We start from the raw sequence: 22,750 nt of genomic DNA on the forward strand, positions 1-22,750 counted from the left end.
ACTTCCGCGATCAGCCGGCACGCCCGAAGGCTCAGGTGTTGACACCCAGCTCGACCAGCCGCTCGACGCAGGACTCTTCGGCCTGGTCGAGTTCGGCCAGCGTCTCCTCGAGGTCGCGGCGCTTTTGCCGGAGATCCTCGCGTTTTTCCTCGATGCGCTTGATCATCAGCTTGAGCTGCCCGACCTCGCCCGGCGGCTCCTTGTACATCTGAATGATCTCGCGGATCTCGTTGATCGAGAAGCCGAGCCGTTTTCCCCGCATGATCTGCCGGATGAGATGGCGATCGGACGGTCGAAACAGCCGGGTGCGGCCGCGCCGCACCGGCTGCACCAGCCCCTCGTCCTCGTAGAAACGCAGTGTCCGCGTCGACACGTCGAATTCGCGGGTCAGTTCGGTGATCGAATAATATTCCCGCATTGTCACTCCACGCCGGAATTCCGGGTGATCGCCATGCGTCCCCTTCCGTCCCGAACAAACCCTTTGCCATGCCGGAATCGACGTGGCACCCCGCACAAGCCTCGCACGGCATTTACGTAAAAGTCAATTGAGCCACTCACCCGGCGCCGAACCACCAGGTGGCGAGACCGAGGAAGGCAAAAAAGCCGACGACATCGGTGACCGTGGTGACGAAGACAGCCGAAGCGACCGCCGGATCGACCTTGAAGCGGTCGAGCAGCAGCGGGATCAGGATGCCGGCGAGTGCGGCCACGAACATGTTGATGATCATGGCCGCCGCGATGATGCCGCCCAGATTGGGATCGTGGAACCAGACAGCCGCGACGATGCCGATCAGAATGGCGAAAACGATGCCGTTGATGAAGCCGACGCCCATTTCGCGGCGGATGATGCGGCCGGCATTGTAGATGTCGATTTCCTTGGTCGCCAGCGCCCGCACGGTGACGGTCATGGTCTGCGAACCGGCATTGCCGCCCATGCCGGCCACGATCGGCATCAGCACGGCGAGCGCCACGATCCGCTCGATCGTATGGTCGAACAGGCCGATCACCGATGCCGCCAGAAACGCCGTCAGCAGATTGACGAGCAGCCAGGGAACGCGCGAGCGCGAGGTCGCCAGAATGCTGTCGGAGAGCTCCTCGTCGCCGACGCCGCCCATGCGCAGCAGGTCTTCCTCCGCTTCCTGCTGGATGACGTCGACGACATCGTCGATGGTCAGCACGCCGACCAGCCGCTCGTTCTCGTCGACCACGGCGGCCGACAAGAGATCGTATTGTTCGAAGTCCCGCGCCGCCTCTTCCTGGTCCATGGTGGCCGGGATGGCGTGCCGCGTCTCATGCATGACCTCCTCGACCTTGACCGCGCGCTTGGTGCGCAGGATCTGGTCGAGATCGATTGCCCCCAGCAGCTTGAAGGTCGGATCGATGACGAAGATCTGGCTGAAGCGCTCGGGAAGGTTCTTGTCCTCGCGCATGTAGTCGATGGTCTGCCCGATGGTCCAGAAGGGCGGCACCGCGACGAACTCGGTCTGCATGCGCCGTCCGGCGGTCTCTTCCGGGTAGTCGAGCGAACGGCGCAGCCTGATCCGCTCGGTGAACGGCAGTTGCGACAGGATCTCGTCCTGGTCCTCCGGCTCGAGGTCTTCGAGAATGTAGACCGCGTCGTCGGAATCGAGTTCCTGCACCGCCTGCGCGATCTGCGCATTGGGCAGGTTGTCGACGATATCCATGCGGATCGCCTCGTCGACCTCGGTCAAGGCGGAGAAGTCGAAGTCGGCGCCCAGCAACTCGACTAGGGCAAGCCGCTGTTCGGGCTGCAGTGCCTCGATGAGGTCGCCAAGTTCCGACTGATGCAGGTCGTCGACTTCGCGCTTGAGGGTCAGCGTATCGCGGTCGGCGATCGCGGCACCGATCCGGGCAAGGAAGGAGGAAAGGACGGCACCGTCCTCGCCATAGATATCGGCGTGGGCGTCTTCAGCCGCCTTGGCGGGGGTCGTCTGCTTGTCCTCCACCAGCGCCTCCCGCCATTCCGGAAAAATTGCGTCTCAGCTCTAGTGCATCGGACCTTAAAGCGGAAACCGGTTTCGCGAAAAATCTGATGCAGCGGGCGCACAGACACGATTCGATTTGAGAACTTATCCCCCTAAGGCGCGGAATATCAAACGAAACGCGCGTTCAACGCTGCCCTTACAAAGGTATCGCTTGTGCCCGGCCTGGCAATGTCCGCCCCGTCAAAAACCCCGGAAACCCGGTTCAGCGGGCGCGACAGGGCATGTCGCTGGGGAAAGAGCGTCTCTTCGCGGTAAGGGCAGAATTGTCATGATGCAGGTCCAGGGCTTCGCGCTGGGGCATGAGCAATGTTTGCAATCGGCCAGGGATAAAGACAACCCTTGAACAGCAAGCCCGGGAAAACGAGCAAGGCAATCGGCGACCGGCGCATGCGCATTGTCGTCGCCGAACGCAATCCGCTCGTCATATCGGCGCTGCGCGAAATGCTCGAATGCGACGGTCGTTTCGAATTGCTGGGCACGGCCCAGAGTGGCAAACAGTTCCTGGACCTGGCGGCCGAGGGCGGGTTCGACGTCGCCGTCATCGGCTGGAAGCTCGCCGACATGGATGGCGCCGATGTGTTGGCCGAAGTCCAGACCCGCAAGCTCAACGTCCGCATCGCGGTCTTTTCGAACGACCACGACATCGGCATCCTGAAACAGTGCGTGCGCCTCGGCGCGCAGGGCTACTGCTTCCAGTTCGACGATCCCGCCATCATCTTCGACACGATCCTGGCTGTCGCGCACGGCCGCATCTGCATTCCCTTTATCGACATCAACAAGGTCAACGACACGCCTTTGTCCCGGCTTACGGTGCGCGAGCGCGAACTGCTGGCGGTGCTGTCCGACGGCTGGACCAATTTGCAGATCGCGACCCGGACCGGCATCTCGGAGAACACGGTGAAATACCACCTCAAGAATCTCTACGACAAGCTGGATGTCCGCAACCGCGCCATGGCGGTCGCGCTCTATTCGAGCGAAAAGCGCACCCATAAACAGCCTTTCGGGTAGGGCGACCGGGTAGGCCAATCGGGTAGTCTTGCCCCACCCGCACGCGGCAAATTCTTACCCGCCAAGGTGTTGTCGGCATTAGCCGTCGAAACGAAACTCCCCATCACCGCTTTGCTGGATCAGGAGGAGTTCGCACCATGGCCGGTTTCACCCATCTTTTCATTCCCGGGCCGACCAACATCCCCGAGCAGGTGCGGCAGGCGATGAACCTTCCGATGGAGGACATGCGCGCGGGCTCCTTCCCCGACCTCACCTTGCCGCTGTTCGAGGACATCAAACGCGTCTTCAAGAACGAGACCGGCCGCGTCTTCATCTACCCGTCCTCCGGCACCGGTGCCTGGGAGGCGGCGATGACCAATGTGCTCAGCCCCGGCGACCGGGTGCTGATGTCACGCTTCGGCCAGTTCTCGCATCTGTGGGTCGACATGGCCGAGCGGCTCGGCTTCGAGGTCGACGTGATCGACTGCGAATGGGGAACCGGCGTTCCACTGGACCTCTATGCGGAGCGGCTGAAGGCCGACAAGACGCATCGCATCAAGGCCGTCTTCTGCACCCAGAACGAGACCGCGACCGGCGTCACCAGCGACGTCGCCGGCTGCCGCGCGGCGCTCGACGATGCGAACCACCCCGCTCTACTCTTCGTCGACGGCGTCTCGTCGATCGGCTCGATCGACTTCCGCCAGGAAGAATGGGGCGTCGATTGCGCCGTCAGCGGCTCGCAAAAAGGCTTCATGCTGCCGGCCGGCCTCGGCTTCCTGTCGGTCAGCAGGAAGGCGCTGATCGCCGCCAGGACCGCGACCCACCGGCGCTGCTTCTTCTCCTTCGAGGACATGATCCGCGCCAACGACGCCGGCTATTTCCCCTACACGCCGGCGACGCAATTGCTGCGCGGCCTGCGCGCCTCGCTCGACCTGATCGCCGAGGAAGGGCTGGAGACCATCTTCGCCCGTCACCATCGCCTCGCCGAAGGCGTGCGCAAGGCGGTCGATGCCTGGGGGCTGAAACTCTGCGCCAAGGCGCCGAAATGGCATTCCGACACGGTCAGCGCTATCCTGGTGCCGGATGGCATCGACAGCGGCGACGTCGTCAAGCGCGCCTACAGCGCCTACCAGACATCGCTCGGCGGCGGCCTCAACAAAGTGTTCGGCAAGGTGTTCCGCATCGGCCATCTCGGCTGGCTGAACGAGGTGATGGTGCTGGCATCGCTGTCGGCGGTCGAAATGGCGCTGCTCGATTGCGGCGTGCGGCTGGCGCCGGGCTCCGGTGTCGGCGCCGCCATCCAGCATTTCCGCGCCTCGGCCGCGCTGCCGGTCGCGGAAGCCGCCTGAGGGGGAGAGACGATGAGCCACACCATCAACCATCTCAGGAAACTGAGGCTCCAACGCAGCGAGCTGGCGGTTCCCGGCTCCAGCCCGGAGATGATCGACAAGGCGGCCAACAGCGCCGCCGACTTCGTCTTCCTCGACATCGAGGACGCGGTCGCGCCGCCCGACAAGGAACGCGCCCGCAAGAACATCATCCAGGCGCTGAACGACATCGACTGGCGCGCCAAGGGCAAGACCGTTTCGGTGCGCATCAACGGGCTCGACACCCACTATATGTACCGCGACGTCGTCGATGTGATGGAACAGGCCGGCGACCGGCTGGACACGATCCTGGTGCCGAAGGTCGGCGTGCCGGCCGATCTCTATATGGTCGAGGCCATGGTCAACCAGATCGAGATGGCCAAGGGCTTCAAGACCCGCGTCGGCCTGGAGGCGCTGATCGAGACCGCGCTCGGCATGGCCAATGTCGAGGCCATCGCCGCGACGCCAGGCCGGCTGGAAGCCATGCATTTCGGCGTTGCCGATTATGCCGCCTCAAACAAGGCGCGTACCGTCAACATTGGCGGCCTCAACCCCGACTATCCCGGCGACCAGTGGCATTTCGCCCTGTCACGCATGACCGTCGCCTGCCGCGCCTATGGTCTGCGCGCCATTGACGGGCCGTTCGGCGATTTCTCCGATCCTGAAGGCTACAAGGCGGCCGCCCGGCGCGCCGCAGCCCTCGGTATCGAAGGCAAATGGGCGATCCATCCCTCGCAGATTGCCTTGGCCAACGACGTGTTCTCGCCGCCGGAGAAGGAAGTCACCCGCGCCCGCCGCATCCTGGAGGTGCTGAAGGAGGCGGAGGCGCAGGGCAAGGGAGCAGCAGCACTCGATGGCAAGATGATCGACGCCGCGTCGGAACGCATGGCCAGGAACGTTCTGGTGGTCAACGACGCCATCGAACGCGCCGGCCAGACATACGCCGCCGCACTTTGAGGATTGGGGAGGAGAAAAGAATGGACATCCACGAATATCAGGCCAAGGAACTGCTCGCCCGGCATGGCATCCACGTGCCGCGCGGAGGGCTGGCCTATAGCCCCGAACAGGCGACTTACCGGGCGCGCGAGATTGGCGGCGGCAAATGGGTGCTGAAGGCGCAGGTTCATTCCGGCGCGCGCGGCAAGGCCGGCGGCATCAAGCTTTGTTCCAATGACGAGGAGATTTCCAGCGCCGCCGAGGCCATGCTCGGGCGTAAGCTGGTGACCCACCAGACCGGCCCGCGCGGCAAGCTGATCTCGCGCCTCTATCTCGAGGAAGCCGTCGACATCGCGCAGGAGCTTTATCTCGGCTTCGTGCTCGACCGCAAGGAAGAGCGCGTCATGATCGTGGCCTCGGCCGCCGGCGGCATGGAGATCGAGGAGATCGCCGAGAAGGCGCCCGATTCGATCATCCGCGCCACCGTCGACCCAGGCGTCGGCATGCAGCGCTTCCAGGCGCGCGAGATCGCCTTCGGGCTCGGGCTGGAGGACAGCCTGATCGGCAAGGCGACCGAGACCATCTTCAGCTGCTACCAGGTGTTCCGCGATTACGACGCCTCGATGCTGGAGATCAACCCGCTGGTGGTGACCCGCGACGGCAGCCTGGTCGCGCTCGATGCGAAAATGTCGTTCGACGAGAACGCGCTGTTTCGGCGGCCGGAAATCTCCGAATTGCGCGACAAGAGCCAGGAAGACCCGCGCGAAACTTTCGCCAGCGACCGCGGCCTCTCCTATGTCGGCCTCGACGGCAATATCGGCTGCATCATCAACGGCGCCGGGCTCGCCATGGCGACGATGGACATGATCAAGATCGCCGGCGGCGAACCGGCCAACTTCCTCGACATCGGCGGCGGCGCTTCGCCCGAGCGTGTGGCGAAATCCTTCCGCGCCGTGCTCGGCGACAAGAATGTCGAGACCATCCTGGTCAACATCTTCGCCGGCATCAACCGCTGCGACTGGGTTGCCGAAGGCGTCATCAAGGCGATCCGCGAGGTCGGCGTCAACGTGCCGCTGGTAGTGCGGCTCTCCGGCACCAGGGCCGAGGAAGGGCGCAGGATCCTGGCCGATTCCGGCGAGGCGGTGATCGTCGCCGACACGCTCGCCGAAGCCGCCGAAAAAGCCGTCGCCGCCTGGCGCGCGGCCACCAAGAAAAAGGCAGCCTAGAGCCGGATGGTTTCAGGTCGAATCGACCTGAAATCTGAATCCGTCTCTAAATCAAACAGATAGAGCATGATGCATGGACAAACGGAAAACGTTTGTCCGCGAAAACCGCTCCACACTTTTCGGCATCATGCTCTAGGGAGGACACAAAAATGGCAATCCTGCTCAACCGCAGCACGCGCGTCATCGTGCAAGGTTTCACCGGCAAGATCGGCAGCTTCCATGCCGAGGACATGAAGCGCTACGGCACCAAGCTCGTCGGCGGCGTCACCCCCGGCAAGGGCGGCCAGACGCATCTCGGCCTGCCCGTCTTCAACACCGTAAAGGGCGCGGTGCGCGAGACCCGCGCCGAGGCCAGCATCGTCTTCGTGCCGCCGCCCTTCGCCGCCGATTCGATCATGGAGGCGGCGGATGCGGGGATAAAGCTCTGCGTCTGCATCACCGACGGCATCCCCTCGCAGGACATGATGCAGGTCAAGCGCTACATGCGCCGCTACCGCTTCGAGGACCGCATGCGGCTGGTCGGGCCGAACTGCGCCGGCATGATCACGCCCGGACAGGCGCTGATGGGCATCATGCCCGGCTCGATCTACCTGCCCGGCCGCATCGGCATCGTCGGCCGCTCGGGAACGCTGGGCTACGAGGCCGCCTCGCAGATGAAGGCGCTCGGCATCGGCGTCTCGACCAGCGTCGGCATCGGCGGCGATCCGATCAACGGCTCCTCCTTCAAGGACATTCTGAAGCTGTTCGAGCAGGACGACGAGACCGACGCCGTGGTGATGATCGGCGAGATCGGCGGACCGCAGGAAGCCGAAGCCGCGATCTGGGCGCGCGACAACATGCGAAAGCCGCTGATCGCCTACATAGCGGGTTTGTCCGCCCCAAAAGGCCGCCGCATGGGCCATGCCGGCGCCATCATCTCGGCCTTCGGCGAGTCCGCGCAGGAGAAGGTCGAGATCCTGAAAGAAGCCGGGGTGATTATCGTGCCGACGCCGTCGTCGTTTGGCGAGGTGGTGGCCGACACGCTGGCGCGGATGAAGAAGGCGGCGTGAGTCAGGATCGGGCGAATTCAGGCAGTTCGAAGACACAGAACGGCGGTGCATGGCACGACGCGCCGCCGCTTCGTTTAAAGAGCCGGTGGCTGCATCAAGGCGTTCACGCCGGCACAGCGCGACCGAAGGATTTGGACGAGAGGCGGGTCCCTGGCACGATCGGGAGCTGCCGCTAGAGAACAGAGATTTGCCAGGGAGAAAATGGTGCGGTCGAGAAGACTCGAACTTCCACGGGTTGCCCCACAGCGACCTCAACGCTGCGCGTCTACCAATTCCGCCACGACCGCACGTGGTAGGAGCCGGAACCGACCGGCTCGCGGCGTGTAGCAAATCGTTTCCAGCGAAACAAGTGCGCAATGCGCAATAATCCCAGGCGATTGGCATAACGGTCCACAGGATTGGAATGAGCGCCCCGAACTGGACGTTTGCGCCCGATATCGCCATATGGAGGCAACACGAGACACGTCATGACAGAACGCAGCCAGATCGCCACGTCGTTCCTGCCCCTGCCCGGTTCGGCGCCGGTCGAATGGCTGGTCCAGCCCGGCCTCACCGCCTATCCCGACGCGCTTGCCTTCATGGAGGCGCGCGCCGAGGCGATCCGTAGCGGGGCCGCCGGAGAGATGGTCTGGCTGGTCGAGCATCCGCCCCTCTACACCGCCGGCACCAGCGCCCGCATCGAGGACCTGATCGAACCCGACCGCTTCCCGGTCTTTTCGGCAGGACGGGGCGGCGAATACACCTATCATGGACCCGGCCAGCGGGTTGCCTATGTCATGCTCGACCTGAAGCGCCGGCGCGAGGACGTGCGCGCCTTCGTCGCCGCGCTCGAACAATGGATCATCGGCACGCTCGCCGCCTTCAACGTGCGCGGGGAACGCCGCGAGGACCGGGTCGGCGTCTGGGTGGTGCGGCCGGACCGCCCTGCTTTGCCCGACGGTTCACCGGCCGAGGACAAGATCGCGGCGATCGGCATCCGGCTGCGGCGCTGGGTGAGCTTTCACGGCATCGCCATCAATGTCGAGCCGGACCTCGCCCATTTCGGCGGCATCGTGCCATGCGGTGTGCAGGATCACGGCGTCACCAGCCTCGTCGACCTTGGCCTGCCCCTGACCATGGCCGATCTCGACCTGGCACTGAAATCCGCTTTCGAGGATGTGTTCGGTGCCGCCGCGGCCTTGCCCGCCGAAGCGGCCCGCAAGACCGGCTGACCCTCTCGGTCTGAGAACTGCCTAAGGTGTGTTGAGATTCAGGTCAGGCCGAGCCCACCGTTTGCAGGTCGGCATCACCTGAATATCGACACACCTTAGATCAGCTGGGCGGAAGCCCACAGCACGCCGCAGCCATGGATGGCGAACGCCGCCAGCAAGGCGCCCGCGAGGGCAATACGATCGAAGGTGCCGATCGGCTCCAGTTCGTGACGTGGCTTCACCCCGCTGCCGACGGTGAGCAGGCTGAGGACCGAAAACACCGCACCGGCCGCCAGCAGGAAACCCAGGGAAAAACCAGCCTGCCAGCCAAGCGCCAGAAAGGCCGACAGCAGGAAGAACGACGCCAGCGCGAGCACGATCGGCCCCGGGCAGATCTGGCGCAGCACCTGACCGCCGTCGAATTTCCACACCGGCACCAGATTGGCGATGTTGAACAGGGCAGCGCAGCCTGCCAGCGCCGCCAGCAGCGCGGCCGCCACCTTGTGGCCCCCGCCGCCGGCAAACACGCTGGCGGCAATGACGATCGGCACCAGGAAGGCGGAGAACCCCGCCCCCATCAACGCCACGAAGGCCACTTCGAAACGGCTGTTGTAGGGCCGGCCGCCAATGGCGATGCCGCCGAGCAGCGGGATGAAGATCATCCGCACCCTGCGATGGCCGGTCAGCCGGAACGCCGCCATGTGGCCGAGTTCATGCAGCGCCACCACCGATGTCAGGATCGCGGCCAGCGCCAGCCCGCCGAGATGGAGGCCGAAGAACGGCCACAGGATCAACGCCGACAGCACGGCAAAGCCGACCTGGCTCAGCGGATGCTCGAACCAGCCACCCTTGCGGTACTGCCCGGTTACCGCCCAACGCTGCAGCTTGGAGAGCTCCCTACGCATGGCGAAGTACCGGAACACCAGAAAGGCAACGCCACGGTAGCGGTCGGTCCGGCTGAGTGTCACCCGCGTGCCGCCGCCTTCGGAGACCAGTTCGGTGGTTTCGCGATAGTCTTTCCAGAACGAGGCATCGAGCGCGGTGTCCTCGATCACCCGCATCGAGAAGCGGCTGCCCTCGACGACGTCCTCAAACCGCGCCCTGCGCTCGATCGGCTTGCCGTCGCGGCCTTCCCACGACAGCATGATGCGGGCCACGCCCTCTCCGTCCAGCGGCTGCGCCGACAGGATCTCGCCGGACCAGCCGGCATCGCTGCCAAGCGGCCACAGCACCTGCCACAGGCGCTGCCGGTCCATTGCCACGATGCGGCTCGACCGGACCGTGCGCAAACCAAGCGGCACGGTCATCAAGAGAAAGATCAGCCCGAGATTGCTGGCCACCAGAATGGCCGTGACGATGGGCGACACCTACATTGCTCCCTGCCTTGGAAGCGCATCCTAACTTTGCCGCGGCAAGAAAAGCTTAACGGCGGAGCGCCCTTTGCCATCGAGGAACAGCGACGGCGGGCGCCGCCAAATCACATGGCTCCGATCCAGATCGCCATGGAAACAAGGAAGGCACTCATGCAAACCAGCGAGACGACATCCTGAACCAGATCGGTCATAGCTCTCTCCTGTTGTTGATATGTTCGCAATTTGTTCTAATTTTGTTTCAATGTCAACGCACCTCAAAGCCCCCGGATGCGAATTCGTGGTAGTCGGTTTCGCAGGGTTAAGAAAAGGTTGATGGAGATTTCTTGGCGCGATTCCAGGCGCGTCGAGATTCGGATCAGGCCGAACCGAGGCTCATCCGAATATCGGCGTGCCTTAAAGCGGCACCACCTTGCCGTCGGCGAGCGTCACGCGCCGGTCCATGCGCGAGGCCAGTTCGTGATTGTGGGTGGCGATCAGCGCGGCGAGCCCCGATTGCCGGACCAGCGCCCCCAGCGCCTCGAAGACGTAGGAAGCGGTGACCGGGTCGAGATTGCCTGTCGGCTCGTCGGCAAGCAGCACCAGCGGCGCGTTGGCGACCGCGCGCGCGATGGCGACGCGCTGCTGTTCGCCGCCGGACAGCTCGGATGGCCGGTGCGACGCTCGCTTGCCGATCTGCATGTAGTCGAGCAGCTGCGCCGCGCGTTCGGCCGCTTCCTTACGCGACAGCCCCTTGATGAGCTGCGGCATCATGATGTTTTCCAGCGCCGAAAACTCCGGCAGCAAATGATGGAACTGATAGACGAAGCCGACATCGTTGCGGCGGATCGATGTGCGCTCGTCGTCGGACAGCCGGCCGCAGGCCCGGCCGGACAGGATCACGTCGCCGGCGTCGGGACGCTCCAGCAGGCCGGCCGTGTGCAGCAGCGTCGACTTGCCGGTGCCGGACGGCGCCACCAGCGCCACCATCTCGCCACGCCGCAGCGAGAAATCGGCGCCGTTCAGGATGGTGAGCTTGCGCGGCCCCTGAACATAGTGCCGCTCGACGCTCTTCAGCTCGATAATGACCTCGGCCACTACTCGTACCTCAAGGCTTCGACCGGATCGAGGCGGGCGGCCCGCCATGCGGGAAACACGGTTGCCAGGAAGGACAGCGCCAGCGCCATGATGATGACATAGGTCGTCTCGCGCGGATCCATCTTGGCCGGCAACTGGCTGAGGAAATAGAGCTCCGGATTGAACAGCACCTTGCCGGTCATCCAGGAAAAGAACTGGCGGATCGATTCGATGTTGGTGCAGATGACGACGCCGAGCAGCACGCCGGCGAGCGTGCCGGTGACGCCGATCGCGGCTCCCGTCATCAGGAAGATGCGCAGGATGGCGCCGCGTGAGGCGCCCATGGTGCGCAGGATGGCGATGTCGTGCCCCTTGTCCTTCACCAGCATGATCAGTCCGGAAATGATGTTGAGCGCCGCCACCAGCACGATCAGCGTCAGGATCATGAACATGACGTTGCGCTCGACCTGCAGCGCGGAAAAGAAGGTTTCGTTGCGCTGGCGCCAGTCGACCATGTCGATCGGCCGCTGCGCCGCCGCCTCCACCTTCGGCTTCAGCGCGTCGACATCGTCGGGATTGTCGACATAGATCTCGATCGTCTGCGCCCGGCCGTCCATGTTGAAATAGAGCTGCGCTTCGGAGAACGGCATATAGACGATGGAGGTGTCATATTCCGACATGCCGACTTCGAAGATCGCCGATATCTTGTAGCCCTTCATGCGCGGCGTCGTGCCGATCGGCGTCACGTCGCCATCCGGCGAGATGAGCGTGATGGTGTCGCCCAGCGTCAGGCCGAGATTCTCGGCCATGCGCTTGCCGATGGCCACGCCCTCGCCCGTGTCGAAATCGGCGAGCGTGCCTTGCTTGATGTTGCTGGCCACGATGGCGATCTTGCCGAGATCTTCGCCCCTGATACCGCGCACCAGCGCGCCGGTGCCGCCACCGACATTGCCTTGCGCCAGCACCTGGCCATCGATCAGCGGAATGGCGTATTTGACGCCCGATACACCGTTGATGCGGGCCGCGACCTGGGCGTAGTCCTCAAGCGGAGAATCGAGCGGCTGCACGATCAGATGGCCGTTGACGCCAAGGATGCGCGTCAAAAGCTCTGCGCGGAACCCGTTCATCACGGCCATGACAACGATCAGCGTCGCCACCCCCAGCATGATGCCGAGGAAGGAGATCGAGGCGATCACCGAGATCACCGTCTCCTTGCGTCGCGAACGCAAATAGCGCCACGCGACCGTGCGTTCGAAGACGGAAAACGGGCCGGCGCCCGCCGATCTCGCAGCCGCCGTCTCGCTCATGCGGCGGCACCGAAGCGTTTCGCCGCGTCGGCGATCGGCAGCGTCACGCGCTCGCCGGTTTTGCGGTTCTTGATCTCGACTTCGCCGGCGGCCACGCCGCGCGGGCCGACGATCACCTGCCAGGGCAGGCCGATCAGGTCGGCGGTGGCGAACTTGCCGCCCGGCCGCTGGTCGGTATCGTCGTAGAGCACGTCCTTGCCGGCGGCGGTGAAGGCGGCGTTGAGCTCGTCGCAGACGCGGTCGCAGTCGGGGTCGCCCGCCTTCATGTTGATCAGCCCGATATCGAACGGCGCCACTGCTTCAGGCCAGATGATGCCGTTCTCGTCGTGGCTGGCCTCGATGATCGCCGCCACCAGCCGCGACGGGCCGATACCGTAGGAGCCGCCCGAGGCGAAATGATCCTTGCCGTCGGGCCCGGTCACCTTGGCGCCCATGGGCTTGGAATATTTTTCGCCGAAGTGGAAGATGTGTCCGACCTCGATGCCGCGCGCCGACACCTGGTCGGCTGACGGAACCTTCTCCCAGGCCGCTTCGTCATGCATCTCGTCGGTGGCGGCGTAAGGCGTCGTCCAAATCTTGACGATATCGGCGATCTCCCCGTCGTCGGCGAAATCGGTGTTGGCGCCGGGCACGGCGAGCGACAGGTAATCGCGATGGCAGAAGACCTGGCTTTCGCCGGTGTCGGCCAGGATGATGAATTCGTGGCTGAGATCGCCGCCGATTGGCCCGGTGTCGGCCCGCATCGGGATGGCCTGCAGCCCCATGCGCGTGAAGGTCCTGAGGTAGGAGACGAACATCCTGTTATAGGCGGCCCGCGCTCCCTCGAAGTCGAGATCGAAGGAATAGGCGTCCTTCATCAGGAATTCGCGCGAACGCATGACGCCGAAGCGCGGCCGCACCTCGTCACGGAACTTCCACTGGATATGGTAGAGGTTGAGCGGCAGGTCCTTGTAGGACTTGACGTAGGCGCGAAAAATCTCGGTGACCATTTCCTCGTTGGTCGGACCGTAGAGCATGTCGCGGTCCTGCCGGTCCTTGATGCGCAGCATCTCCTTGCCGTAGTCGTTGTAACGACCGCTCTCGCGCCAAAGATCGGCCGACTGGATGGTCGGCATCAGGATCTCCAGCGCGCCGGCGCGGTTCTGCTCCTCGCGGATGATCTTGCAGACCTTGTCCAGCACCCGCTTGCCCAATGGCAGCCAGGAAAAACTGCCCTGCCCCTGCTGGCGAATCATGCCGGCGCGCAGCATCAGCCGATGCGAGACGATTTCGGCCTCGCGCGGATTTTCTTTGAGGATAGGCAGGAAATAGCGCGACAAACGCATGGACTGGTCCGTGAATGAGAATGGCCACGCCAGAATCGACGCGGCGCAGGCTTGCTTGCCCCGGCTTCATAGCGATTTCATGACGGAATGGAAACCCGGACATGCCGGCACATCGGCCGCTTCCGGCCCGGAATCCCTCGCTTCGGATATGCCGGCGCCGACAATGGAACCCACCGAACCTCTTAGGGTTGACGCGCCAATTCTTTGCGCGCGTCAATCGTGAACATGGCGCGAAGGCTTGCTGTTCGTTTCAAAAGCAAAGCCTGCCGCACTATTGTGCAGTGCAGCACGAGAATGCCCGTTTCAAGGCAAAATTCTTCGTGACATTTTCATTTCGGTTGGGCTAATGTGCCCCGATAACCGAGAGGGCAGAAAAAAATCTGCCTTCCTACGCGGTCAAAGTCTTGGGAGGATGCGATCTAGGCGCGGTTACTCGCTGCCGCCGGAAACCGGAAACAGATCGGACGCGTTTAATTGCAAGGCCTCGTGCCTTGCATTTTTTTTGTGCAATCATCTGGTTAGCACCGTGATTTGCCGGGCTACATGACCTTGCGTCAGCAGCTCATGGCCGCCAGACCGGTCGGCGTCCCGATGCCCATCCGCGGCTTCGATCTCGTCGAAGCACCTTTGCCGGGGCTACCTACTTGGCCGGGGTCTGGCCGAAATCCGGCACGATGTGCGGGATGTCATTGAGGCTGTATCCCAGCCCATGCGTCAGGCCATAGAAAATGCCCATCAGAACAGCCGTCGCGATGGTGGTGCGGATCACGGCGCGCAACATATGTGGCCCGCGCGGCGCGCTCGGAACCGTGCCCAGCGTCACCTCGCGATCGTCGTCCTGCGTCCTGACGCTGAACGGCAGGACGGCAAACAGCACCACCCACCAGGTCGCGAAAAACAGCGCCGTGAACGAGACCCAGCTCATGATTGCTCCAGTTCGATCAGCGTGCCGAAGAAATCCTTCGGATGCAGGAACAGTACCGGCTTGCCATGCGCCCCTGGCTTTGGATTGCCGTCGCCCAGCACGCGGGCACCGGCGGCCTTGAGCTGGTCGCGCGCGGCCAGGATGTCGTCGACCTCGTAGCAGAGATGATGCATGCCGCCGGACGGGTTCTTCGCCAGGAACGCCGCGATCGGCGAGTTCTCGCCCAGCGGCTCCAGCAATTCGATCTTGGTGTTGCCGACATTGACGAACACCACGGTGACGCCATGCTCCGGCAACGCCTGCGGCTCGGTCACTTCGGCGCCGAGCGTGTCGCGGTAAGCGGCAATGGCTGCAGCCAGATCGGGCACCGCAAGCGCGACATGGTTCAGCCGTCCGAGCATTGGTTCACTCCGGGGGGTAGTGAGTAGTGAGTGGTACCAAACAGCGGACATGACTATTCATTATTCACTACTCACTACCTAGTCACAAACACCGTCACCAGCGGCTTCTTGCCCCAGGCTTCGTTGGCCGCGCCACGCACCGCGCGCCGTACCGCCTCCTGCACCAGGTCGAGGTCCTTGCGGCGCTGCCGCGGGATCGAATCGACCGCGCCGACGGCCGCGTCGATCATCAAATCCTCGAGCGTCTCGCCGCTGGCATCCGCCTCGGCGACGCCGATGGCGACCAGATCGGGATCGCCGGCCAGCTCATACTTGTCATCGAGCACGACATTGACCGCGACATGACCGGCAAAGGACAGTTTGCGCCGGTCGCGAATGCCCATCGCCTGATCGGTGCCGATCAGGTTGCCGTCCTTGTAGACGCGGCCGAACGGCACCTGGTCGATGATCGTGGCGGGACCAGGCGCGAGCCGCAGCATGTCGCCGTCGCGCACCTGCGCCACCTGGCCGATGCCGGAGGTTGACATCAGCGAGCCCTGCGCCACCAGATGCGCCGCCTCGCCATGCACGGGAACGCCGATTTGCGGGCGCACCCATTCGTACATTTTGCGCAATTCGCTGCGCCGGGGGTGGCCGGAGACGTGCACCAGCGCATCGCCGTCCTCGATGATCTTTATGCCGAGATCGATGAGGCGGTTCTTGATTTCGAGGATCGCCTTCTCGTTGCCGGGAATGGTGCGCGAGGAAAACACCACCGTGTCGCCCGCCGTCAGCGACACCGATTTCATCTCGTCGCGCGACAGCTTGGCAAGGGCCGCCAGCGGCTCCCCCTGGCTGCCGGTGCAGATGATGACCAGGTTTTCGCGCGGGATGAAGCCGAAGTCCTCCTCGGCGATGAACTCCGGCAGCCCGTCCATGTAGCCAAGCTCGTCGGCCACATCGATGACGCGCTTCAGCGAGCGGCCGAGCACGAGACACTGGCGGCCGGCATCGCGTGCCGCCCGGGCGATCGAAACGATGCGCCCGACATTGGAGGAGAATGTGGTGACGGCGACGCGGCCCTTGGCGGCCTGGATGACGCCCTTCAGCCCCTCGCCCACGGCCACTTCCGAAGGCGATTCGCCTTCGCGCAGCGCATTGGTCGAATCGCAGATCAGCGCCAGCACGCCCTTGTCGCCATAGGCGCGAAACCGCGCTTCGTCGGTCTTGGGTCCGATCGTTGGTTCCGGATCGATCTTCCAGTCGCCGGTGTGGATGACGGTGCCCGCCGGCGACGTGATTGCCAGCGACATGGGTTCTGGAATCGAGTGCGCCACCGGAATGGCTTCGATCTCGAAGGGACCGACGGTGAACTTTTCGCCGGCCTGGTAGATCGTCACCGGGATTTTCGGCGCGCCCTGCTCGCCTTGCCGCTTGGCGTCCAGCAGGCCGGCGCTGAACGGCGTCATCCAGACCGGCGCCTTCAGCTTCGGCCAGATGTCGAGCAGCGCGCCGTAATGGTCCTCATGCGCGTGGGTGATGATGATGCCGCGCAAATTGGCGAGGTTCTCCTCGATGAAGCGCGTGTCGGGCAGGATCAGGTCGACGCCCGGATGCGCCGCGTCGGGAAAGGTGACGCCGACATCGATGACGATCCATTCGCGCGCGCTCGGCGGGCCGTAGCCGTAGAGGGCGAAGTTCATGCCGATCTCGCCGACGCCGCCGAGCGGCACGAAGACGAGTTCGGCGTTGTCCGCTTTCGCCATTATTTTTCCCTTCCTGGCCCTCGGGCCAAGCCGTTAAAGCAATTCCAGCAAACGTATCTAACGGTTTTCAGGCCGGAATTGCTCAAAAACAAAACTATATCCGCGCGGACGCGACCGCGCCGAAATGCACATCGCCGGCGGCGACCGTCAGGACAGAACCCTCATCGTCGCGGATCACGAAACGGCAGTCCTCGTCAATGGTCTCGAACACGCCACGCACCACATTACCGTCAATTCTGACAGCAACCTCGCCGCCGAGGCCCGCGGCGCGGGCCAGCCAACGCTTCCTGATGGCGGCAAGGCCACGCCCTTCATCCCAAAGACGGGCATTCTCGCTCCAGGCGTCGGATAGCGCCAGGAACAGCGTCTCGGCATCGCAAGCCGCGCCCAGCGCGTGGAGCGATGTCGCGGGATAGGGCAGATCCTGCGGATGCGCCACGACATTGACGCCTATGCCGACCGCCACCGCGAAGCGGCCACCGTCGAGCATGGCCGACTCCAGCAGGATGCCGGCGAGCTTCGCCCCGGACGCCAGCACATCGTTCGGCCATTTCAGCTCGAAGCGGTTCTGTCCCTGGCTCGCGCCGTCCAGCCCTATCGCGATGCGGCCCTTCGGCACCACCGCGTCGAGCGCGTCGGCCAGCGCCAGTCCGGCGACGAAACCGAGCGTCGCGGCAAGGCGCAGCTCGCCGCCGGTGAGGACGAGCAGCGTCGCCGCCAGATTGCCTTGCGGCGTTGCCCAGGCACGGCCACGCCGGCCTCGCCCGCTTTCCTGCTTCTTGGAAACGACCCAGAGCTTGCCCGGGTCGCCGGCGCGGGCATGGTCCAGCGCCAGCGCGTTGGTGGAGCCGACACTGTCATGCGCCTCGAGCCGGAACCCTTCCGACGCCGAGGTTGGAGCCAGCCGAAATGCCATCCCGTCAGAAAAATGTCTTGGCGGCGGCTTCGGCATAGGTGCCGATCGGGCCGCCGATCAGCACGTAGAACAGCACGAAGGCGCCGCTGACGCCGAGCACGAGGCGCAATTCGCTGGCCATCGGCAAGAAGCCGCCGACCGGCTCGTCGAACCACATGATCTTGATGATGCGCAGATAATAGTAGGCGCCCACCACCGAGGCCAGCACGCCGATGATCGCCAGCGCATAGAGATTGGCGTTGATGGCGGCGAGGAAGACGTACCACTTCCCCCAGAAGCCAGCGAGCGGCGGAATGCCGGCCAGCGAAAACATCAGGATGGTCAGGATCGTCGCCATGACCGGGTTGGTCGACGACAGGCCGGCGAGATCGCTGATCTGCTCGACATTGCCCTCCTTGCGCCGCATGGCGAGGATGAAGGCGAAAGTGCCGAGCGTCATCACCAAATAGATCAGCATGTAGATGGCAACACCGCGCACGCCGGCCTGGCTGTTGGCGGCAAGGCCGACCAGCGCATAGCCCATATGGCCGATCGAGGAATAGGCCATCAGCCGCTTGATGTTGGTCTGGCCGATGGCGGCGAAGGCGCCGAGCGCCATCGAGGCGATCGAGATGAAGACGATGATCTGCTGCCAGTCGGAAGCGATCGGCTTGAACGCCCCCATGGTGACGCGCACGATCAGCGCCATCGCCGCCATCTTCGGTGCCGCGGCCAGGAAGGCCGTTACCGGGGTTGGCGCGCCCTCATAGACGTCCGGAGTCCACATGTGGAACGGCACCGCCGAGATCTTGAAGGCAAGCCCGGCCAGCACGAAGACGAGGCCGAAGACGAGGCCAAGCTGGCGTTCGCCGCTGCCCAGCGCCGTTGCGATCTCCTGGAAGCCGGTGTTGCCGGTGTAACCATAGACCAGGCTGATGCCGTAGAGCAGCATGCCCGACGACAGTGCGCCGAGGACGAAATATTTCAGGCCGGCTTCGGTCGAACGCAGATTGTCGCGGTTGATCGCGGCCAGCACATAGATCGCCAGCGACTGCAGTTCGAGGCCGAGATAGAGCCCGATCATGCCGTTGGCCGAGATCATCAGCATCATGCCAAGCGTGCAGAGCAGGATCAGCACCGGATATTCGAACTTGTCGAAACGCTCCGCCTTGGCAAAGCGCATCGACATCACCAGCGTCACCGCCGAGCCGACCAGCGCCAGCACCTTCATGAAGCGGGCGAAGGAATCCTGGACGAAGGCGTTGCCATAGGCGCTGCCCTGCCCCGTCGAAAAGATCAGCCAGGCGCCCGCGATCACCAGCACCGCGACGGCAAGGCCGGTCACCGTATTGGCGGTGTTGGAACGCGAATAGGCCCCGACCATCAGCAGCGCGAGCGCGCCGATGGCAAGGATCAGCTCGGGCGTCGAGAGCGACAGGCTGGAGAGAAGGTCCGGCGTCATGGTTCGCAAAACCCCTGGGTCAGTTCGCCGCCGCGGTCTGCGCGGCGCCGATGGATGCGGTGACATTGGTGACGAGCGACTTGACCGACTGAGCCGTCGCGTCGAAGACGGGGGCGGGATAGACGCCGAAGAAGATGACCAGGATGACCAGCGGATAGATGATCGCCTTCTCGCGGGTCGAGAGGTCGAGCAGGCCCTTCAGGCTGTCCTTGGTCAGCGCGCCGAAGATCACCCGGCGGTAGAGCCAGAGCGCGTAGGCGGCCGACAGGATGACGCCGGTAGCGGCGAAGAACGCCACCCAGGTGTTGACCCGGAAGACGCCCAGCATGGTCAGGAATTCGCCGACGAAGCCCGACGTGCCCGGCAGTCCGACATTGGCCATGGTGAAGATCAGGAACACGGTGGCGTATTTCGGCATGTTGTTGACCAGGCCGCCATAGGCCGCGATCTCACGCGTGTGCATGCGGTCGTAGATGACGCCGACACATAGGAACAGCGCGCCCGAGACCAGGCCGTGGCTCAGCATCTGGAAGATCGCGCCCTGCACGCCTTCCTGGTTCATGGCGAAGATGCCCATGGTGACGAAGCCCATATGGGCGACCGACGAATAGGCGATCAGCTTCTTCATGTCCTCCTGCATCAGCGCCACCAGCGAGGTGTAGATGATGGCGACGACCGAGAGCGTGAACACCAGCGGCGCGAACATTTCGGAGGCCAGCGGGAACATCGGCAAGGAGAAGCGCAGGAAACCGTACCCGCCCATTTTCAGGAGGATGCCGGCCAGGATGACGGAACCGGCCGTCGGCGCCTCGACGTGCGCGTCGGGCAACCAGGTGTGCACCGGCCACATCGGCATCTTCACCGCGAAGGAGGCGAAGAAGGCAAGCCATAGCCAGGTCTGCATGTTGGCCGGGAAATTGTGCGTCAGAAGCGTCGGGATGTCGGTCGTGCCGGCCTGGAAGAACATCGCCATGATGGCGAGCAGCATCAGCACCGAACCGGCGAGCGTATAGAGGAAGAACTTGAACGAGGCGTAGACGCGCCGCTTGCCGCCCCAGACGCCGATGATGATGAACATCGGGATCAGGCCGGCTTCGAAGAAGACGTAGAACAGCACGATGTCGAGCGCGCAGAACACGCCGATCATCAGCGTTTCCAAGAGCAGGAAGGCGATCATATAGGCCTTGACGCGCTTCTCGATCGCTTCCCACGAGGCCAGGATGCAAAGCGGCATCAGGAAGGTCGTCAGGATGACGAACAGCATGGAAATGCCGTCGACGCCCATATGGTAGGAAATGCCGGAGTCGAGCCAGGCGGTCTTCTCGACGAACTGGAAGCCGGCCTGCGAATTATCGAAGCCGGTCCAGATGAACAGCGATACCACGAAGGTGAAAGCCGTGGTTATGAACGCGATCGCGCGGATGTTGCGGCGCGCGTTTTCGCTGTCATCCCTGATGAACAGGATCAACAGCGCACCAACCAGCGGCAGGAAGGTGACCAGCGAGAGAATTGGCCAGGCGGTCATCAGAGCATCATCCAGGTGACGAGTGCGGCAACGCCGATCAGCATGGCGAAGGCGTAGTGGTAGAGATAGCCGGTCTGCAGCTTGACGACGCGGTTGGTGACATCGACGACGCGTGCCGAAATGCCGTCAGGTCCGAGCCCGTCGATGATGGTCCCGTCGCCGGTCTTCCACAGGAAGTGGCCGAGTGCCTTCGCCGGGCGCACGAACAAGAAGTCGTAGAGCTCGTCGAAATACCACTTGTTGAGCAGGAAGGCGTAGAGCCCGCGATGCTGCGCGGCGAGATTGGCCGGCATTTCCGGCGAGCGGATATAGAACTTCCATGCCAGCGCCAGGCCGATCAGCATGGCGATGAAGGGCGACAACTCCACCCACAGCGGCAGTTCATGGATTTCATGCAGGATATGGTTGTCCGGCAGCGTGAACAGCGACGCCTTCCAGAACTCGGCATAGCCTTCGCCGATGAAGGAATTGTGGAAGATGATGCCGGCAAACAGCGCACCAGCCGCCAGAATGAACAGCGGCACCAGCATCACCGGCGGCGATTCATGGACGTGATGCATCACCTCGTGGCTCGCCCGCGGCTTGCCATGGAAGGTCATGAAGATCAGCCGCCAGGAATAGAAGGAGGTGAAGCCGGCGGCGATGACCAACAGCACGAAGGCCAGGCCCGCGACGGAATTGTGCCCGGCAAAGGCCGTCTCGATGATGGCGTCCTTGGAGAAGAATCCGGCGGTACCGATAACGGTCACCGGAATGCCGACGCCGGTCAGCGCCAGCGTGCCGATCACCATCATCCAGTAGGTGGTCGGGATCAGCTTCCTCAGACCGCCCATCTTGCGCATGTCCTGCTCGTCGGAGACGGCATGGATGACCGAGCCCGAGCCGAGGAACAGCAGCGCCTTGAAGAAGGCATGCGTGAACAGGTGGAAGATCGCCGCGCCATAGGCGCCGACGCCGAGCGCCACGAACATGTAGCCGAGCTGCGAACAGGTCGAATAGGCGATGACGCGCTTGATGTCGTTCTGGACGAGACCGACGGTCGCGGCGAAGAAAGCGGTGAAGGCGCCGATGAAGGTCACCACCGTCAGCGCCGAATGCGACAGCTCGAACAGCGGCGACAGCCGCGCCAGCATGAACACGCCGGCCGTCACCATGGTGGCGGCATGGATGAGTGCCGACACCGGTGTCGGGCCTTCCATGGCGTCGGGCAGCCAGGTGTGCAGCGGCACCTGCGCCGACTTGCCCATGGCGCCCATGAACAGCAGCAGGCACACGACCGTCATCGCCGCCTGCTTGTCCAGCGCATGGCCGAGGAAGGTGAGCACAGCAGCCCCCTGCGGTGCGCCTTCAGCCGGGATGAACGTCGCCGCATTGGCGAAGATGGTGCCGAGACTGACCGAGCCGAACAGCACGAACACGCCGAAAATGCCGAGCGCGAAGCCGAAATCGCCGACGCGGTTGACGACGAAGGCCTTGATGGCCGCGGCATTGGCCGAGGGCTTCTTGTACCAGAAACCGATCAGCAGGTAGGACGCGAGGCCCACCCCTTCCCAGCCGAAGAACATTTGCACCAGGTTGTCTGCCGTCACCAGCATCAGCATGGCGAAGGTGAACAGCGACAGATAGGCGAAGAAGCGCGGCCGGTTCGGATCGTGGTGCATGTAGCCGATCGAATAGATATGAACCAGCGCCGACACGGTGTTGACCACCACCAGCATCACCACCGTCAGCGTGTCGATCCTGAGCGCCCAGGAGACGTCCAGCCCGCCGGACTGGATCCAGTGCAGCACCGGCACGGTGAACACGTCGCCGTGGCCGAAGCCGACGCTGAAGAAGGCAACCCAAGACAGCACCGCCGAGATCACCAGGAAGCCCGAGGTGATGTATTCGGATGCCTTGGCGCCGAGCGCGTTGCCGAACAGGCCCACGATCAGGAAGCCGAGCAGCGGAAGGAAGACGATCGCTTGATACATAGTCG

The 22,750-nt window shown here is 63.7% G+C and carries 19 protein-coding genes and 1 tRNA gene; 6 read left to right on the forward strand and 14 right to left on the reverse strand.

The genetic code is table 11. The features are described 5' to 3' along the window. Positions 1-31: 31 nt before the first annotated feature. Positions 32-418 carry a MerR family DNA-binding transcriptional regulator gene (locus FJ948_RS03335; RefSeq protein ID WP_006203215.1) on the reverse strand — a complete coding sequence of 129 codons (387 nt, stop codon included), beginning with the start codon at positions 416-418 and terminating at the stop codon, positions 32-34. Positions 419-554: 136 nt separating this feature from the next. After that, on the reverse strand, positions 555-1,967 hold the full coding sequence (gene mgtE, locus FJ948_RS03340; protein WP_140701756.1) for a magnesium transporter: 1,413 nt from the start codon (positions 1,965-1,967) through the stop codon (positions 555-557). A 426-nt stretch (positions 1,968-2,393) separates the two neighbouring features. On the opposite strand from mgtE, the gene FJ948_RS03345 reads away from it, so the two are divergent. From FJ948_RS03345 to sucD, 5 genes are all read left to right on the forward strand, one after another. Continuing rightward, positions 2,394-3,014 (forward strand): response regulator transcription factor, encoded by a 621-nt coding sequence (locus FJ948_RS03345; RefSeq protein ID WP_140701757.1) that lies wholly within the window; start codon positions 2,394-2,396, stop codon positions 3,012-3,014. A 137-nt stretch (positions 3,015-3,151) separates the two neighbouring features. Next, positions 3,152-4,342, forward strand: a complete 1,191-nt coding sequence (locus tag FJ948_RS03350; RefSeq protein ID WP_140701758.1) for an aminotransferase class V-fold PLP-dependent enzyme — start codon at positions 3,152-3,154, stop codon at positions 4,340-4,342. Between the two features lie 12 nt (positions 4,343-4,354). After that, entirely contained in the window at positions 4,355-5,317 is a 963-nt protein-coding gene (locus FJ948_RS03355; RefSeq protein ID WP_140701759.1) for a CoA ester lyase, read from the forward strand. 20 nt (positions 5,318-5,337) lie between these two features. After that, positions 5,338-6,522: a malate--CoA ligase subunit beta gene (locus FJ948_RS03360; RefSeq protein WP_140701760.1), complete on the forward strand. Its 1,185-nt coding sequence runs from the start codon at positions 5,338-5,340 to the stop codon at positions 6,520-6,522. A 149-nt stretch (positions 6,523-6,671) separates the two neighbouring features. Next, positions 6,672-7,571 (forward strand): succinate--CoA ligase subunit alpha, encoded by a 900-nt coding sequence (sucD, locus tag FJ948_RS03365; protein ID WP_140701761.1) that lies wholly within the window; start codon positions 6,672-6,674, stop codon positions 7,569-7,571. Positions 7,572-7,773: 202 nt separating this feature from the next. On the opposite strand, the gene FJ948_RS03370 is transcribed toward sucD, so the two are convergent. Next, positions 7,774-7,858: transfer RNA gene (locus tag FJ948_RS03370), tRNA-Leu, on the reverse strand. A 180-nt stretch (positions 7,859-8,038) separates the two neighbouring features. Between FJ948_RS03370 and lipB the strand changes: the two genes are divergently transcribed. Further along, positions 8,039-8,782 carry a lipoyl(octanoyl) transferase LipB gene (gene lipB, locus FJ948_RS03375; RefSeq protein ID WP_140701762.1) on the forward strand — a complete coding sequence of 248 codons (744 nt, stop codon included), beginning with the start codon at positions 8,039-8,041 and terminating at the stop codon, positions 8,780-8,782. 95 nt (positions 8,783-8,877) lie between these two features. Here the strand turns inward: lipB and FJ948_RS03380 are convergent, their stop codons facing one another. The 11 genes from FJ948_RS03380 to nuoL form a co-directional block, all read right to left on the reverse strand. After that, positions 8,878-10,128, reverse strand: coding sequence for a site-2 protease family protein (locus FJ948_RS03380; protein ID WP_140701763.1), 1,251 nt, complete (start codon positions 10,126-10,128; stop codon positions 8,878-8,880). Positions 10,129-10,527: 399 nt separating this feature from the next. Then, positions 10,528-11,256 carry an ABC transporter ATP-binding protein gene (locus FJ948_RS03385; RefSeq protein ID WP_181173547.1) on the reverse strand — a complete coding sequence of 243 codons (729 nt, stop codon included), beginning with the start codon at positions 11,254-11,256 and terminating at the stop codon, positions 10,528-10,530. After that, the gene (locus tag FJ948_RS03390; RefSeq protein ID WP_140701765.1) at positions 11,208-12,494 is read right to left on the reverse strand and encodes a lipoprotein-releasing ABC transporter permease subunit; all 1,287 of its coding nucleotides are present in this window, start codon (positions 12,492-12,494) and stop codon (positions 11,208-11,210) included. Before FJ948_RS03390 ends, FJ948_RS03385 begins: the two co-directional genes overlap by 49 nt. Then, on the reverse strand, positions 12,491-13,819 hold the full coding sequence (proS, locus tag FJ948_RS03395; RefSeq protein WP_140701766.1) for a proline--tRNA ligase: 1,329 nt from the start codon (positions 13,817-13,819) through the stop codon (positions 12,491-12,493). Before proS ends, FJ948_RS03390 begins: the two co-directional genes overlap by 4 nt. Before the next feature lie 640 nt (positions 13,820-14,459). Next, a complete protein-coding gene (locus FJ948_RS03400) occupies positions 14,460-14,744 on the reverse strand; it encodes a DUF1467 family protein (protein WP_140701767.1) in 285 nt (94 codons plus the stop codon). After that, the gene (gene mce / locus FJ948_RS03405; protein ID WP_140701768.1) at positions 14,741-15,145 is read right to left on the reverse strand and encodes a methylmalonyl-CoA epimerase; all 405 of its coding nucleotides are present in this window, start codon (positions 15,143-15,145) and stop codon (positions 14,741-14,743) included. Before mce ends, FJ948_RS03400 begins: the two co-directional genes overlap by 4 nt. 74 nt (positions 15,146-15,219) lie before the next feature. Next, on the reverse strand, positions 15,220-16,890 hold the full coding sequence (locus FJ948_RS03410; RefSeq protein WP_140701769.1) for a ribonuclease J: 1,671 nt from the start codon (positions 16,888-16,890) through the stop codon (positions 15,220-15,222). A gap of 94 nt (positions 16,891-16,984) precedes the next feature. Continuing rightward, positions 16,985-17,806, reverse strand: a complete 822-nt coding sequence (locus tag FJ948_RS03415) for a biotin--[acetyl-CoA-carboxylase] ligase (protein WP_140701770.1) — start codon at positions 17,804-17,806, stop codon at positions 16,985-16,987. 4 nt (positions 17,807-17,810) lie between these two features. Continuing rightward, positions 17,811-19,247, reverse strand: coding sequence for an NADH-quinone oxidoreductase subunit NuoN (nuoN, locus tag FJ948_RS03420; protein WP_140701771.1), 1,437 nt, complete (start codon positions 19,245-19,247; stop codon positions 17,811-17,813). Between the two features lie 19 nt (positions 19,248-19,266). Next, positions 19,267-20,772: an NADH-quinone oxidoreductase subunit M gene (locus tag FJ948_RS03425; RefSeq protein WP_140701772.1), complete on the reverse strand. Its 1,506-nt coding sequence runs from the start codon at positions 20,770-20,772 to the stop codon at positions 19,267-19,269. Further along, complete coding sequence (nuoL, locus tag FJ948_RS03430) at positions 20,772-22,745, reverse strand: NADH-quinone oxidoreductase subunit L (protein WP_140701773.1); 1,974 nt, start codon at positions 22,743-22,745, stop codon at positions 20,772-20,774. Before nuoL ends, FJ948_RS03425 begins: the two co-directional genes overlap by 1 nt. Between the last annotated feature and the right edge of the window lie 5 nt (positions 22,746-22,750).

The organism is Mesorhizobium sp. B2-3-12, assembly GCF_006442205.1.
Taxonomy (GTDB): domain Bacteria; phylum Pseudomonadota; class Alphaproteobacteria; order Rhizobiales; family Rhizobiaceae; genus Mesorhizobium.

Coding starts and splice junctions, on each gene's coding strand:
- FJ948_RS03400 (WP_140701767.1), bottom strand. CDS start 14,744: ATGAGCTGGGTCTCGTTCACGGCGCTGTTTTTCGCGACCTGGTGGGTG.
- FJ948_RS03410 (WP_140701769.1), bottom strand. CDS start 16,890: ATGGCGAAAGCGGACAACGCCGAACTCGTCTTCGTGCCGCTCGGCGGC.
- FJ948_RS03345 (WP_140701757.1), top strand. CDS start 2,394: ATGCGCATTGTCGTCGCCGAACGCAATCCGCTCGTCATATCGGCGCTG.
- FJ948_RS03390 (WP_140701765.1), bottom strand. CDS start 12,494: ATGAGCGAGACGGCGGCTGCGAGATCGGCGGGCGCCGGCCCGTTTTCC.
- proS (WP_140701766.1), bottom strand. CDS start 13,819: ATGCGTTTGTCGCGCTATTTCCTGCCTATCCTCAAAGAAAATCCGCGC.
- FJ948_RS03335 (WP_006203215.1), bottom strand. CDS start 418: ATGCGGGAATATTATTCGATCACCGAACTGACCCGCGAATTCGACGTG.
- nuoN (WP_140701771.1), bottom strand. CDS start 19,247: ATGACGCCGGACCTTCTCTCCAGCCTGTCGCTCTCGACGCCCGAGCTG.
- FJ948_RS03415 (WP_140701770.1), bottom strand. CDS start 17,806: ATGGCATTTCGGCTGGCTCCAACCTCGGCGTCGGAAGGGTTCCGGCTC.
- sucD (WP_140701761.1), top strand. CDS start 6,672: ATGGCAATCCTGCTCAACCGCAGCACGCGCGTCATCGTGCAAGGTTTC.
- mce (WP_140701768.1), bottom strand. CDS start 15,145: ATGCTCGGACGGCTGAACCATGTCGCGCTTGCGGTGCCCGATCTGGCT.
- FJ948_RS03425 (WP_140701772.1), bottom strand. CDS start 20,772: ATGACCGCCTGGCCAATTCTCTCGCTGGTCACCTTCCTGCCGCTGGTT.
- FJ948_RS03385 (WP_181173547.1), bottom strand. CDS start 11,256: ATGGCGGGCCGCCCGCCTCGATCCGGTCGAAGCCTTGAGGTACGAGTA.
- FJ948_RS03350 (WP_140701758.1), top strand. CDS start 3,152: ATGGCCGGTTTCACCCATCTTTTCATTCCCGGGCCGACCAACATCCCC.
- lipB (WP_140701762.1), top strand. CDS start 8,039: ATGACAGAACGCAGCCAGATCGCCACGTCGTTCCTGCCCCTGCCCGGT.
- FJ948_RS03355 (WP_140701759.1), top strand. CDS start 4,355: ATGAGCCACACCATCAACCATCTCAGGAAACTGAGGCTCCAACGCAGC.
- FJ948_RS03360 (WP_140701760.1), top strand. CDS start 5,338: ATGGACATCCACGAATATCAGGCCAAGGAACTGCTCGCCCGGCATGGC.
- nuoL (WP_140701773.1), bottom strand. CDS start 22,745: ATGTATCAAGCGATCGTCTTCCTTCCGCTGCTCGGCTTCCTGATCGTG.